This window comes from Paractinoplanes bogorensis (assembly GCF_018829635.1).
Classification (GTDB): domain Bacteria; phylum Actinomycetota; class Actinomycetes; order Mycobacteriales; family Micromonosporaceae; genus Actinoplanes; species Actinoplanes bogorensis.
This window is the reverse complement of sequence record NZ_JAHKKG010000024.1, coordinates 51,488-65,317: the sequence shown is the minus strand read 5'-3', so window position 1 is coordinate 65,317 and position 13,830 is coordinate 51,488. Positions and strand designations below refer to the sequence as shown.

Annotated in this window: 13 protein-coding genes and 1 pseudogene; 6 read left to right on the top strand and 8 right to left on the bottom strand. The window is 69.8% G+C overall.

The genetic code is table 11. The features are described 5' to 3' along the window. Window positions 1-21: 21 nt before the first annotated feature. Window positions 22-708, bottom strand: coding sequence for an SDR family oxidoreductase (locus KOI35_RS45920; RefSeq protein WP_215796093.1), 687 nt, complete (start codon window positions 706-708; stop codon window positions 22-24). A 126-nt stretch (window positions 709-834) separates the two neighbouring features. On the opposite strand from KOI35_RS45920, the gene KOI35_RS45915 reads away from it, so the two are divergent. Then, the gene (locus KOI35_RS45915) at window positions 835-1,389 is read left to right on the top strand and encodes a TetR/AcrR family transcriptional regulator (RefSeq protein ID WP_215796092.1); all 555 of its coding nucleotides are present in this window, start codon (window positions 835-837) and stop codon (window positions 1,387-1,389) included. A 49-nt stretch (window positions 1,390-1,438) separates the two neighbouring features. Here the strand turns inward: KOI35_RS45915 and KOI35_RS48160 are convergent, their stop codons facing one another. Then, window positions 1,439-2,509 (bottom strand): lamin tail domain-containing protein, encoded by a 1,071-nt coding sequence (locus tag KOI35_RS48160; protein WP_246614886.1) that lies wholly within the window; start codon window positions 2,507-2,509, stop codon window positions 1,439-1,441. Between the two features lie 302 nt (window positions 2,510-2,811). Here KOI35_RS48160 and KOI35_RS45905 point away from each other — a divergent pair, with 302 nt between their 5' ends. Both KOI35_RS45905 and KOI35_RS45900 read left to right on the top strand, forming a co-directional pair. Further along, complete coding sequence (locus KOI35_RS45905) at window positions 2,812-3,570, top strand: pentapeptide repeat-containing protein (protein ID WP_215796091.1); 759 nt, start codon at window positions 2,812-2,814, stop codon at window positions 3,568-3,570. Window positions 3,571-3,596: 26 nt separating this feature from the next. Then, window positions 3,597-4,580: pseudogene (locus KOI35_RS45900) on the top strand (TerC family protein); the annotation flags it as partial. 311 nt (window positions 4,581-4,891) lie between these two features. Here the strand turns inward: KOI35_RS45900 and KOI35_RS45895 are convergent. Both KOI35_RS45895 and KOI35_RS45890 read right to left on the bottom strand, forming a co-directional pair. Beyond that, window positions 4,892-6,127, bottom strand: coding sequence for a translation initiation factor 2 (locus KOI35_RS45895; protein WP_215796089.1), 1,236 nt, complete (start codon window positions 6,125-6,127; stop codon window positions 4,892-4,894). Window positions 6,128-6,288: 161 nt separating this feature from the next. Further along, window positions 6,289-7,155: a spermidine synthase gene (locus KOI35_RS45890; RefSeq protein ID WP_438870671.1), complete on the bottom strand. Its 867-nt coding sequence runs from the start codon at window positions 7,153-7,155 to the stop codon at window positions 6,289-6,291. Window positions 7,156-7,255: 100 nt separating this feature from the next. Here KOI35_RS45890 and KOI35_RS45885 point away from each other — a divergent pair, with 100 nt between their 5' ends. Continuing rightward, window positions 7,256-7,636, top strand: coding sequence for a hypothetical protein (locus KOI35_RS45885; protein WP_308121461.1), 381 nt, complete (start codon window positions 7,256-7,258; stop codon window positions 7,634-7,636). 3 nt (window positions 7,637-7,639) lie between these two features. On the opposite strand, the gene KOI35_RS45880 is transcribed toward KOI35_RS45885, so the two are convergent. Both KOI35_RS45880 and malQ read right to left on the bottom strand, forming a co-directional pair. Further along, entirely contained in the window at window positions 7,640-7,819 is a 180-nt protein-coding gene (locus KOI35_RS45880; RefSeq protein WP_215796087.1) for an antitoxin, read from the bottom strand. Then, complete coding sequence (malQ, locus tag KOI35_RS45875; protein ID WP_215796086.1) at window positions 7,816-9,756, bottom strand: 4-alpha-glucanotransferase; 1,941 nt, start codon at window positions 9,754-9,756, stop codon at window positions 7,816-7,818. The genes KOI35_RS45880 and malQ overlap by 4 nt, the downstream gene beginning before the upstream one ends. A 104-nt stretch (window positions 9,757-9,860) precedes the next feature. Between malQ and KOI35_RS45870 the strand changes: the two genes are divergently transcribed. Both KOI35_RS45870 and KOI35_RS48690 read left to right on the top strand, forming a co-directional pair. Further along, window positions 9,861-10,121, top strand: a complete 261-nt coding sequence (locus KOI35_RS45870; RefSeq protein ID WP_215796085.1) for a hypothetical protein — start codon at window positions 9,861-9,863, stop codon at window positions 10,119-10,121. Window positions 10,122-10,183: 62 nt separating this feature from the next. After that, window positions 10,184-11,425, top strand: coding sequence for a chitosanase (locus tag KOI35_RS48690; protein WP_215796084.1), 1,242 nt, complete (start codon window positions 10,184-10,186; stop codon window positions 11,423-11,425). A gap of 18 nt (window positions 11,426-11,443) precedes the next feature. On the opposite strand, the gene KOI35_RS45860 is transcribed toward KOI35_RS48690, so the two are convergent. Both KOI35_RS45860 and KOI35_RS49220 read right to left on the bottom strand, forming a co-directional pair. Beyond that, complete coding sequence (locus KOI35_RS45860; protein ID WP_215796083.1) at window positions 11,444-12,682, bottom strand: glycoside hydrolase family 16 protein; 1,239 nt, start codon at window positions 12,680-12,682, stop codon at window positions 11,444-11,446. 106 nt (window positions 12,683-12,788) lie between these two features. Beyond that, complete coding sequence (locus KOI35_RS49220) at window positions 12,789-13,760, bottom strand: carbohydrate-binding protein (RefSeq protein ID WP_215796082.1); 972 nt, start codon at window positions 13,758-13,760, stop codon at window positions 12,789-12,791. Between the last annotated feature and the right edge of the window lie 70 nt (window positions 13,761-13,830).

The window sequence follows — 13,830 nt, the reverse complement described above, 5'->3', positions numbered from 1 at the left end:
GGCCCCTGACAAAAACCGGGGTCAGGCGGTGAGCTGTGGATAAAGCAGCGTCAAATCTCCGGCGAGGCCCGCTTTCACCTGGCGGCTGACGTCGTCGGCCAGCACCTCGTACGCGTCCGATTCGATGCCGTCGAGGGCGGCCGCGGCCACGTCGACCGCATTGACCTTGGGTGCGGTGATCCGGGCTGTCATGTCGGTGTCCACGTACGCGACGTGCAGGCCGGTCACCTTGATGCCCCGCTCGCGCAGCTGGAGTCGCAGCGAGTTGGTCTGCGACCACAGCGCCGCCTTGGAGGCGCTGTACGGGCCGCCGTCGGCCAGCCAGGACAGCGCCGAGTGCACGTTGAGCAGGTGCTTGATCACCGGTACGAACGCCCGGGTGACCAGGAGCGGGCCGTAGAAGTTGGTCTCCAGATCGCGCCGTACGTCGGCGAGCGGTGACTCGAGATACGACGCACCGGCCGCCGCGCCCGCGTTGTTGATCAGGATGGTGACGTCGGAGGCCACGGCGGCGGCCGCAGCGATCGAATCCTCGTCGGTGACCTCCAGTCGCAGCGGGATCGCGTCGGGGTGCGTGACGGTCCGGGGGTCGCGGGCGGTGGCGTAGACCTTGGCCGCCCCGCGCTGGAACAACTCCTCGACGAGCGCCTTGCCGATGCCGCGACTTCCACCGGTGACGAGGACGACCGAGTCCTTGATCGTGGTCATGGGAACACCCTTTCCCCGTACGGGAAACTGATCGGTTTTGTTTGAAGGTAAACCGATCAGTTTTCGAGTGCCAAGGGGATGTGACCGAGGAAACCGATCAGTTTCCAGACCGGGTAGTCTGGTGTTATGACCGACACCCGGGAACGGTTGCTCGACGCGGCGGCCGACCTCTTCTATCGCGAAGGCCTCAGCGTAGGGGTCGAGGCGCTGACCCGGGCCGCCGGTGTGTCCAAGCGGTCGATGTACCAGCTCTTCGGCAGCAAGGACGAGGTGATCGCGGCCAGTCTCGAGCGGATCGGGCCCGGCTTCAACGCGAGCCTGCTGCCCGCCGGTGACACCGGCGAGACCCCGCGCGAGCGCATCCTGCACGTCTTCCGGGTGCTCGACGAGGTGGCCGGGCGGCCCGGCTTCCACGGCTGCCCGTTCGTGGCCACCTCGATCGAGATCAAGGAGCCCGGCCACCCGGCCCGGGCGGTGGCGCGGCGCTACAAGGAGGGGCTCACCGAGTTCTTCCGGCACGAGGCGACGGCAGGTGGGGTGGCCGACCCCGAGCGACTGGCCCGGCAGCTGACCATGACCTTCGACGGGGCGAGCGCGTGGGCCGTGATGCACGGCGACGGGCTGGACGGCGAGGGCGTCCGGATGGCCGAGACGCTGCTGGGCGCGGCCGGCCTGACATGACAGAAGCCCGGTTCCGCAGGGGAACCGGGCTTCTGTGACGGAAAGGGGATCAGCAGTTCGTGTAGCCGGGCGACACCGTCGTCCATTTGCAGGTGTCGATGTTGGTGCCGGCCGGGTTCTTCAGGTAGGCGGTCTCGCCGGTGTTGTTCCAGACGTAGCCGACCTGGCCCGCGCGACCCCAGTACAGCTGGTTGCCCGAGTTGACGCCCTTACCGCTGCGGATGAACAGCGACGCGCCGGCGCCCAGGTTGTAGCTGCCGAAGGTGTAGATGATCTTCTGCTGGTCGCGGACCGTCCACCCCTTGATGTTGATGGTGGACTTGGTGGTGTTGGTCAGCTTGGCCCACTCGGTGTTCAGGCTGCCGTTGCTGCCCGAGTCGGTGCCGGGGGCGTCGTACTGGATCTTGGTGAACTGGACCGAGCCGATGCCCGGGGTGCCCGCCGGAGGCGTGGTCGGCGGGTTGGTCGGCGTCGAGCCGCCCGCGATCCACTGCGTCTGCTCGGACGAGGTGGTGCCGCGCACGCCCTGCGAGGTGTCGCCGCTGACGACGGCCCGGAAGGTCTGGTCGCCGCCGGGCTGACCGGTGATGGTTTTGGTGACCGAGTCTTCGCCGGTCTGCATCGTGGTCACGTTGACCCAGCTGCTGCCCGACTTACGCTGAACCTGCACGTCGAGGCCGGGCTGGTTGGGGCTGACGCTGATGCCGGCGACGCCGGTGCCGGCCGCGGTGGCCCGGTCGACCCAGAAGTCGGCCTTGATCCGGCTGTAGACCGTGTAACGGGCGGACTTGACGCTGCCCTGGCGGACCTCGAAGTAGAAGCCGGAGTCGAGGTAGCGCCTGATCGTGAACTTGCCGGCCGCGTCGGCCGTGGCCGAGACATAGCCGTTGTCGGTCGCCCAGTCGCGGGCGCGCTGCATGTCGTTCCAGCCGATCGCGGTCTCCCAGAGGTCAACCGTGGTGCCCGGGTCGGCGGTGCCGGTCATGGTGAACTCGCCGTAACCGACGACTTCTTCCGGACCGGTAAGCGTGGGGGTGGCGGCGGCGGAGGCGGGAGCGGCAATGGCGAACGTCGCCGCGACCCCGATCACGACGGCCTTGGTCACGAGCCTGGAGATCATTCGCAGCAGTGTAGTGATATCCACGGGTCGCCGGATGGCCCGGTAGGACAATTGCGGACAACCGTCGGGGCAATGGCGAGGATGCCGTCCTTCGATGAGTGCGGGCGATTTATCCGCAGACTTTCCGCAGGTCCGGTTCGTGCGAGCAGCATGTGTCGCGGTGTGTGATTAGCCAGTCACGCAGGACGAAAGAATGGTTGCCGGTGGGGCTCGGGTGAACCGTTAGGAAATAGTTGTATGCCGTGACGGTTCTTTCGCCTGGTGTTCATGATCCACCGACGATCTGCGACAATTGGGGGGAGATGGGTGACCGAGAACTCCACGCCGACTGCGCCCGCTGCGCCGCGCTCTGCTGCGTCGCGCCGGCCTTCGCCAAATCGTCCGACTTCGCGATCAACAAGCCGGCCGGCACGCCCTGCCGCAATCTGGGTGACGACTTCGGGTGCACGGTCCACGAGCGGCTGGACGCGAGCGGCTTCCACGGCTGCGTCGTCTTCGACTGCTTCGGGGCCGGGCAGCGCCTGACCCAGGAGACGTTCGGCGGCCGGGACTGGCGGGCGGCACCCGAGAATGCCGGCCCGATGTTCGCCGCCCTGCCGGTCATGCGGCAACTCCACGAGCTGATGTGGTACGTCACCGAGGCACTGAAATTGGACGAGGCCGCGCCCGTACATCGGAAACTGCGGGACGCTCTCGCCCGGACCGACCACCTCGCGGCCGGCTCGCCGGCCGAACTGACCGCGCTCGACCTCGACGCGCACCGGCGCCGGGTCAATCCGCTGCTGCAGCGGGCAAGCGAGCTCGCCCGATCCGGAGTCCGGGGCCGCCCGGATCACCGCGGCGCCAACCTGATCGGCCGCCGGATGCGCGGGGCCGACCTGCGTGGGGCGAGCTTCCGGGGTGCGTTGCTGATCGGGGCCGACCTGCGCGACGCCGACCTGCGCCGCGCCGACTTCACCGGGGCCGATGTGCGGGGCACCGATCTTCGCGGCGCCGACCTGACCGGAGTCTTGTTCTTCACCGAATCGCAGCGTCGCGCCGCCGTTCTGGAGGGTGGATAGAAACACATCACCCCTAGGATGACCGCATGCAGGATGTGTCGGGCTTGGTGTGGCTGCTGACCGTTCTCGGCATCATCGGCCTGTTGCTCTACGACTTCTTCTTCCACGTACGCAAGGCGCACATCCCGTCGCTGGGCGAGGCGACCCGGTGGACGATCGTCTACGTCTCGATCGCCATCCTCTTCGGCGTCGGCGTGTTCATCTTCGGCGGCAGCGACATGGGCGCCGAGTACTTCGCGGGCTACGTCACCGAGAAGGCGCTGTCGGTCGACAACCTCTTCGTCTTCCTGCTGCTCTTCTCGAGCTTCAAGGTGCCCCGCGCCGACCAGCAGAAGGTGCTGCTCGTCGGCATCGTGGTGTCGCTGCTCGCGCGCACCGGCTTCATCTTCCTCGGCTCGGCGCTGATCAACTCGTTCGCCTGGGTGTTCTACATCTTCGGGCTGATCCTGCTCGTCACCGCGGGCAACCTGCTGCGCGAGCAGCGCGACGACGACGAGGCGCCGGACAACTTCGTCATCAAGATCGCCCGCCGGGTTCTGCGGACCTCCGACGAGTACGACGGCGACAAGCTGTTCACCTATCAGGACGGCAAGCGGGTGCTCACCCCGATGCTGCTGGTGATGGTGGCGATCGGCGGCACCGACATCCTGTTCGCGCTCGACTCGATCCCGGCCATCTTCGGCCTGACCCAGAACGTCTACCTGGTCTTCACGGCGACCGCGTTCTCGCTGCTCGGCCTGCGTCAGCTCTACTTCCTGATCGACGGGCTGCTCGACCGGCTGGTCTATCTCTCGTACGGGCTGGCCGCGATCCTGGCCCTGATCGGCGTCAAGCTGATCCTGCACGCGATGCACGAGAACAACGTGCCGTTCATCAACGACGGCGAGCACGTCAACGTCGTCGAGATCTCCACCGCGATGTCGCTCTCGCTGATCATCGGCATCCTGTTCGTCACCGTGGTGGCGTCGCTGCTGAGCCCCAAGGGCCGCGCGCAGACCTACGTCGCCGCCGCCCGCCGGCACGCCAACGAGTTCCTCGACATCGAGAAGGACCCGGCCTACTGCGACGAGATCTTCCACCGGCTGCTGGTGGAGGAGGCGCACCTCAAGAGCCTGCCGGAGAAGTACCGGGCACGGATCCGGGCTCAGGACGAGCTCATGGAGCTGCTCGGCAAGGCCCACCGTACGCACGACGAGCGGGTCGCCAACGGCACCTGTTTCGTGCCGGCGGGCGCACCGATGGGGAAGTCGCCCCTGAAGAGCGCCGAGAAGCAGTAGAGATCAGCGGAAGACCGGGCCGCCCCGAGACGGCCCGGTCCACTTCAGCCCTGGCGGTGGCTGCCCCGTCCGCTGGTGCCCACTTCGTCGTCGCTGCGGGCGGCGCTGCTGCGCACGCGGGCCGCGTTGCCGGCGAATCGGGCGGCCGTGCGACGGACCGACTCGGCCCGGTCGCCGGCCTCGCTCGGCCACTCGTCGGCGGCGCTGCGCGGCCGGGGAGCCGTGGCCGGCGGCACGTCGAGATAGGCGGAGAGGTTGGTCTGATTCTCGAACTCGGCCAGCGGGGCCGCGCCCAACCCGGCGCCACCGGCGACCAGGTCGGCCACCCGGGCCGCGAGGTCGGCGGCGCGGGTTTCGAGGTCGGGCCGGCCGTTGAGGGTGGCTTCGTCGGCCGGACGGGCCGACCACGACCGCCGTGCCGGCACCTCGGGGCGGACGTCGATCTCGGGGCGAGCGGGCTGGAGGTCGTCGATCGAGGGGCGGATGTTCGAGGCGGCCGGCACCGCGGACCGCCAGTCGGCGGCGGCGGGAACCGGCGGACCCGACACGATCGGCGGCCCGGACACGACCGGCGGCCCGGACACCACGGGCGGCGCGGACACCACGGGTGGCGCGGAAACCACGGGCGGCGCCGAGTAGGGCTGGGCGACGGCGGCGTAGCCGGGAGCCGGCGCGGGCACCCCCGAGGTGGGCGTGGCGTCGACCGAGACCGCGCCGATCAGCGACACCGTCTGGCCCTCGCCGCCCTGGAAGTTGGTGAACTCGGGGCCGATCACCAGGCGGGACAGCATGCGGACCTGCGGCGGCGCGATGCCCAGCTCGTCCGCGTGCTCCACCCGGTAGCGGGCGATGGTCTGCCGCAACGTGTTGGCGAGACGGTCGGCGTCACTCACCGTGGTCAGATCGCCACCCGCGAAGACGAGGGCGGGAAAGGAGCCGGCCGGTCCGGCGCAGACCAGCTGGATCTGCGTGACGGTGGCCTGGCGACCGGAATCGCGGCTGCCGGGCTGCACCCGCAGATGCTGCGGCCAGGGCCAGCGCAGCTCGCCGGAGTCGGCGGCGCCGGGCCCGCGATAGAGGACGCGCTGGTCGGTGATGACGACCTCGGTCTCTTTGGGCAGGGTCCACCGGGGCAGCGAGGCGGGCTCGTCGAACGCGTACTCGGCCACGGCGGTATGGCCGCTCCAGAGCACACGCTCGGAAGCGCTCGCGATCGTGTCGCGCAGCGCCGGTACGTCGGCTAACAGGTAGGTGTCGGCCACGTCGTAACGGTCGGGCATGTCGTGCTTCCCCCCACTGACGCCGCGCCCCGATAAACGCGACCGTTACCGATTACAACCGTGTGTCATCCCGCAAACAAGGTTGCAGCCGCGAATCACACCGGATTTCCTGACCGGAACACGACAGGCCGAAAATACTTGCACTTTCGGCCGAGAGGATGTTACGCACGGTTACCGAACAGGCCCGCGGGCGGTGGTGGTGATGCCACGGCGACACTGTCAGTGACGGGGGTCGCGCCACCGGCGAAGCGTTCGAGGTCGGTCTCGAGGCGTCCGGGGAACCAGTCGCCGGCCGCTCGGCGGGCCAGCCCGGCGATCGGCGGCGGGGTGCGGCCGGCGATCACCACGACGTTGCCGTAGCGGCGGCCGCGCAGCACCGACGAGTCGGCGACCAGGCACGCCTCGGGCAGCGCGGCGCGGATCGTGGCGACCTGGGCCCGCGCGTGCCGCAGCGGCGGCCCGTCGGTGATGTTGGCGATCAGGTGGCCGGTCGGGGCGAGCACCCGGGCCAGCGCGTGGGCGAACTCGACCGACGTCAGGTGGGCCGGGGTGCGGGCGCCGGCGAAGACGTCGAGCACGATCAGGTCGTAGCCGCTGTCCCGCATGCCCTCGACCGCGGCGCGAGCGTCTTCCACCCGTACGCGAATGCCTGCCTTGGCCGGAAGCGGAAGCGCGCGCCGGACGAACTCGACCAGCGGCCCGTCGATCTCGACGACCCGTTGCGGAGAGCCGGGCCGGGTGGCCGCGAGATAGCGGGGCACGGTGAGCGCCCCGCCGCCCAGGTGCAGGGCCCGTAACGGCTGCCCGGGCGGGGCCAGCAGGTCGATCGCCGCGGCCATCCGGCGGACGTATTCGAACTGCAGGTGGGTCGGGTCGGCCAGGTCGACGTGGGACTGCGGGGCGCCGTCGAGCAGCAGCGTGAAGGCGGTGTCGCGGTCGGGGTCGGGCAGCAGCTCGGCGACTCCCGAGGCGACCGTCTCGACGAGCCGTTCCGACCTCTTGCGCTGCGCCACCCCGCAAGTATCCATGGTCGTCCGGGCCCCCGAAGGCGGCTATTTCCCGGAAAACGGCGCAGAAACGGCGAAAGTCCCTCAACACTGAGATCCGCGCGACAGAGGAGGTAGAGCCGTGTCCACGAGCAACGTGCTGACGCAGGTGATCGGCGAGCAGCCGCGACGCCCCGGGAATCCCCCGGCCGCGGGCGACATGCCCGCGATCCTGGCGGCGGCTCAGGAAGAGGCCGGCCCGCCGCTGAAGATCCGGCGGCACCTCTCCGAGGAGGGCCCGGCGTTCTGGCGCTGGGACTGCGCGAACTGCGGCGAGTACGGCGGTGGACGGCACCACTCGGACGCGATCAACCGGGCCACCCGGCACTGCGCCGAGCACCCGGAGCACCGGTCGTCCCTGCTCCCGCCGCTGTTGTGCCGGCAGCGGGACGCGTACGTCCCGCTGCACCCGATGCTGCACGCGGTGGACGACGACCCGCCGCCCCCGCCGCTCGCCATTTAAGGGCTAGGGGCGCGTGTCGCCCTCCCCGGTCCGCTTCTGCGCCTCGTCGACGGCCCGGTCGATGTGGGCGCTGTGCTTGTGGCCGGTGCGCTTGTCGACCTCGTCGCCGATCTTCTCGAGAGCCTGGTCCACCTTCTCGTCGTTCTTGTCGATGAAGTCCTTGGCCTTGTCGAGGAAGCTCATCGGAGAGCCTTTCTGTCGGCGAGGATCGCGGCGACCGTACGGACGCGCGGATCCCCGGCAATCTGCTCGAGACCGGCGGTCAACGGCATCCGCCAGTTCGGGTACTCGTTCATAGTGCCTGGAAGGTTGGGCTGAGCGAGCTCACCCAACACGTCATAAAGCGAAGCGGTGACGAATCGGCACGGCGTACGGGCGAGAAACTCGTGCATCGCCACGATGACCTCGTCGGTCGTGCTATCGGCCGTGATCAGCCCGTCCGACCGCAGGACGGCGAGCAGGGCATCCCGGTCGCGCCCGGCCGAAGCCTGCTCCTCCTCGACCGTGCCGGCCAGCTGGCCCAGCTCGGCCCGCACCCGGACCTGCTCGCCGGTGAGGAACCCGGCCGCGGTCGGCAGGTCGTGGGTCGAGACCGAGGCCAGCGCGTTGCGCGGATAGTCTTCGGCCGGCACGAAGGGCTGCTGGTCGAGCGTCCATTCGCGAGTGAAGTAGAGGACGGCCGAGCCGAGCATGTTCATCCGCTCGAGGGTCTCGGTCACCGCGGGTTGCACCGTGCCGAGATCTTCGCCGATCACCACCGCACCCGCACGGGAGGCCTCCAGGGCCAGGATGCCGAGCATCGCCTCGGGGTCGTAGTGCACATAGGTGCCCTCGGCCGGACCCAGGCCCGGCGGCACCCACCACAGCCGCCACAGCCCGGCCACGTGGTCGACGCGGAGGCCGCCCGCGTGCTGGAAGATCCGCCGCAGCATGTCGCGGTAGGCCGCGTAGCCGGTCGCGACGAGCTGGTCGGGCCGCCACGCGGCGAGCCCCCAGTCCTGGCCGAGCTGGTTGAACGCGTCCGGCGGGGCGCCGGTGTGCACGCCCGCGGCCAGCACGTCCTGCAGCAGCCAGCCGTCGGCGCCGTTGGGGTCGATGCCCACGGCCAGGTCGTGCACCACCCCGACCGGCATGCCGCCGGCCCGGGCCGTCTCGTTGGCCGCCTGGAGCTGGGCGTTGAGCAGCCGCTGGAGCCACGCGTGGTAGGCGATCCGGTCGCTCTCGAACGCCCGCACGGCCGGCGAGTCGGGACGGCGCAGTTCCTCCGGCCACTCGGTCCAGTTCGGGCCGTGCCGCTCGGCCAGCGCGCAGAACCGGGCGAAGTCGGTCAGTCCCGGGTCGGACTCGAGGTCGACCTCGCCCGCCAGCGGCCAGAGCAGGTCGAGCGCGGCCCGCTTGGCCTGCCACACCGCGCTGTAGTCGATCAGCCCGTCGGCGGTCGGGGCCGGCTTGAGGCGGTCGACGGCGGCGCGCAGATCGGGATCGGCGCGGCGGTATTCGTCGGTGTCGGCGATCCGCAGATAGAGCGGGTTGGCGAAGCGCCGGCTGGACGGCGAGTACGGCGAGGCCGGCACCGGCAGGGTCGGGGTGATCGCGTGCAGCGGGTTGAGCAGCACCAGCCCCGGGTCGCCCGAGACGCTCAGGAACTCGCGCAGGTCGCCGAGGTCGCCCATACCCCAGGAGCGCGCCGAGTGCAGCGCGTACAGCTGCAGCATCCAGCCCCACGTCGCGGGCGGTTCGGGCAGCCCGACCGGCACCACGACGAGCGTCAGATCCTGCTCGCCCACGTGCAGCCGGTGCCAGCCCAGGGGCAGGTCGCCGGGGATCTCGGTGACGTCGCGCGAGGTGCCGTCCTCCAGCCTGATCGTGGCCGGTCCGGGCAGCTCTCGGGTGCTCTTCTCGCGCACCACCACGGTTCCGGGCATGAGGCCGAGAGCTTCCTTCTCCCGTACGCGGGAAAGCTCCTCCCGGATGGCCGAGGGGCTGGACGCATCCACCCCCAGGAGACCCAGAACCCCGATCACCGATACGTCGGCGACGTCCTTGCGTTCCCGGTGCCAGTCCTCGTACCAGGTGGCCACCCCGTGTGCGGTCGCCAGTTCCGCCAGATCGGCGTCCATCCGGGCCCCTCTCGTTCCTTCGTCGCTGACTCCTACCCTGCCCGATGGCGGGGTAGTCCGGGGAGGGGGACGGCCGGTTGCGGGGGAGGGGCAGGATGGAGCACATGTCTGCAGCAATGAAGGTGTGGTCGCGTCTCGCCGCCGCGGTGACCGGAGCGACGCTGGCCCTGGTCGTGCCCGTGCACGCGTGGGCCGCGAGTAACGGTGTGGCCGATGTGGCGATCGAGGCGGCGAAATCGCGTCGCGGCCGGCGTGGGTTCGGTTTCTTCGGACTTTTCGGCGGCGTCTGCTGCCTCTTCGTCGTGGCCGCGATTGTGCTGGTCATCGTGCTGGTGCAGCGGAACAAGCGGAACAAGCGCCCGTAACCGGGAGTGAGGGATTGTCGATACCCCGGCGATCATGGCGGAGCGCGACCTAGCGTTGAAGGATGCGGATCCGCCCTCACCACGTCAGGACGGTCGCGCTCGGCGTCGGTCTCGCCGCGGTGCTCTGCGCACCGCTGGCCATCTCGGTGGCCGCCGGGGCCGACAACACGGTGGTGATCTCGCGCGGCCGCCCGGCCCTCGCGACGTCGAACCTGGGCAGTGAGATCGCGACCCGGGCCAACGACGCCAGCACGGTCACCCGCTGGTCCAGCGCGGCCGGGCCGGGCACCCAGTGGGTGCGGATCGACCTCGGCTCGGTCAAGCGGATCGAGCGCGTACGCCTGAGCTGGGGCAGCACCTACGCCCGGTCCTATCGCCTGCAGGTGTCGTCGGACGGCTCGAACTGGACCGACCTCTACACCACCTGGGCCGGCAACGGCGGCGCCGACGACCTCAAGAAGCTCAGCGGCAACGGCCGCTTCCTGCGAGTGCTGGCCACTCAGCGGGCCCGGGCCACCGGCGGATACACCCTGGCCGACGTCCGGGCGTGGGGCCCGCAGTCGACCGCCCTGCCGGCCGCCGCCCCGGCCACCGGTTCGCTCGTGTCGGGCCTGGAAGACACCCGCAAGAAGGAACGGGCACTCGAGCTCGTCTCCAGCGCCGAGAACTCCACGCTGAGCTGGCGGCGCTCGTTCAGCTACATCGAAGACATCGGCGACGGCCGCGGCTACACGGCCGGGATCGTCGGCTTCACCTCGGGCACCTCGGACATGCTGGCCGTGGTGGCCGAATACACCAAGCGCAAGCCCGGCAACGTACTGGCGAAATACCTGCCCGCCCTGCGCGCGGTGGACGGCTCGGACTCGCACGCCGGTCTCGACCCCGGCTATGTCACGGCCTGGCGGACGGCGGCCCGCGACCCGTTCTTCCAGCGGGTGCAGGAGGCCGCGCGGGACACGTACTACTTCAACCCGTCGATGAGGGTCGCCCGGGCCGACGGTCTACGGGCCCTGGGGCAGTTCGCCTACTTCGACGCGGCCGTCGTGCACGGGCTGTCGGGGCTGCGGACGATCCGGGCCAACGCGATGCGGACGGCCCGGACACCGGCCCAGGGCGGGGACGAGATGGGCTATCTCAACGCGTTCCTCAACGCCCGGGTGGCCGAGATGCGGACGGAGGCGGCGCACGAGGACGTCAGCCGGATCGAGACGGCACAGCGCCTGTTCCTGCGGCGCAGCAATCTGGACCTGACCGCGCCGCTCACCTGGCAGGTCTACGGAGACCCGTATCGCATAGTCAGGTGAGCAGCGCGGTAATGCAGGCTAGGCCTTGGTCCACTTCTGGTTGCTCGTGCCGGCGCAGTCCCAGAGCTGGAGCTGCGCGCCGTTGCCGCCGTTCCAGTCCTTGATGTCCACGCAGCGGTTGGCCGAGATGTTCACCAGGTCGCCCTGACCCGAGAGGGTCCAGCGCTGCACCGGGTTGCCGTTGCAGGTGACCAGCTGGATCGGCGTGCCGTTACCGAGCGCGCCACCGGCCGGGTCGAAGCACTTGCCCAGCGCGGTCAGCGTGCCGTTGGAGTTGAACGTCCACTTCTGGGCCCCGGAACCGTTGCAGTCCCACATCTGGATCCGGACGCCGTCGGACGCGTTGCCGTTCGGGATGTCGATGCACCGGCCGCTGAAGTTGCTCTTCAGCATCGTGCCGCCGGTCGAGGGCGGCGGGGTGGTGCCACCGTCGTTGTTCCAGGCGTTGACCCGCACCCAGTCGACCAGCATGGTCTGCGGCATCTGCGTGCTGCCGTCCGGGTAGCCGGGCCAGTAACCGCCGACGGCCACGTTCAGGATCATGAAGAAGTTGTGGTCGAAGACCCAGTTGCCGGGCAGGTTCGACGGGGTGACCCGGAAGTACTCCGAGCCGTCGAGGAACCAGCGGATCAGGTTGGGCGACCACTCCACGCCGTAGTTGTGGAAGTCGTTGCCGAGCGGCGCGCCGTTGACCCGGTTGCCGCCGATGCTCGCGCCGCCGGAGTAGCCCGGGCCGTGCACCGTGCCGTACAGGGTGTTCGGCTCCTTACCGACGTTCTCCATGATGTCGATCTCGCCGGTCTGCGGCCAGTTGTTGCCGCCCAGCATCCAGAACGCCGGCCAGATGCCCTGACCCTTGGGGATCTTGATGCGGGCCTCGAACTTGCCGTACGTCTGCGAGAACTTGTCCGCGGTCAGGATGCGACCCGACGTGTACTGGCACGAGCCGTAGTGGCACTGGTAGCCGGCCGGGTTCTCGCGCCGGGCGGTGATCTCGAGCTGGCCCGCGCCGTTGACCCGGACGTTGCTCTGCGAGTTGGTGTAGTACTGCTGCTCGTTGTTGCCCCAGCCACTGCCGCCGATGTCGAACTTCCACTTGCTGCCGTCGATCGGGCCGGCGGCGCCGTTGAACTCGTCGGAGAAGGTGACTCCTCCGACCGCGGCCTCGGCGGTGTCGTTGCGGGAGGCGGCGAAGAGGCCGCCCGTGAGTGTCGTCGCGATCACGGCCGCGGCGAGAAGAACCCTTGCCTTACGCATGGGGGGATGCCTCCGGGGGAAGAGGTGCGTATCGGAAACAGTCTTTATAGATTGACGTCGTGCAGTCAATGGAGACCGTTCCCGGAACCCCGGATAACGCCTTTTCTTACAACTTTTCGAAGAGATTGGGCAGGGCGGACGGCTCCCAACCGGGCAGCGCCGTGTGCGCCTCCTTGACCCGGTAGGTCGCGCCTCCGTAGGTCACCAGATCGCCCGCCTTGTACGCGGTGAACGCCTTCCACGGCTTGGCTGCCGGCTTGGGCTTCGGCGGCGCGCTGGTGGGCGCCTTCGTGGGCGGCTTGGGCGGAGTGGTGGTGGCCGGCGGCGCAGTAGTAGCCGGGGGCGCAGTGGTGGCTGGCGGCTCGGATGTGGGGGCCGTCGTCGGCGGCGGGGCCGAAGCGGTCTCCGTGGGCTCGACGGACGGGTCGGTGGGCACGGGCATCGGCTTCGACCCGGCCGTCACCCGCACGAAGTCGACCAGCATGGAAGCCGGCCGCCGCCCGTCGGTCGCCAGGTTGAGCACCAGCGCGATCGGCAGCCCCGGCTCGTCCGGCGTCAGCTTGAGGCTCGGCCGCCCGTCGACCGACCAGATCACCGACTCCGGCGACCAGTCGATCACGTACGTGTGGAAGGACCGCCCGGACGTCGGATCGGCCCGCCGGTTCAGGGTCTCCACGTTGCCGCGCAACACCCGGCCGTACTTGTCGACCACGCCGAAGGCCCGCCACGGCCCGGCCGCGCGGCGCACCTTGATCCGCGCCTCCGCGCGCCCGTACGGCTCCGCGAACGCCTGCTTCGTGATGATCAGCCGGTCCACGGCCAGGCGGCCGTCACCGTCCAGCCGTCCGTTGCGGTTGTCGCCGTCGAGCCGCCACTTGTCCAGGTCGACCGCGGCTCCCCGCCGTCCGCCGAAGTCGTCGGCGAAGATCGGCCGGTGCTCGGACGCGACCGCGACGCCGCCTCCACCGGTGAAGATGACGGCCGCCGCGAGGCCGGCGCTCGCCGCGCCCAGCGCGACCAGAGCACGCGGCCGGATCCTCCACGACGACGTGCCGGTACGGTGCCGCGCCTCGCCCACCCTTTGCCCCCTCAGGTAACAGCAGGCACGACTTTGGGAGAGGTGAGATGTTCTCGCAAGATCGGAGCGG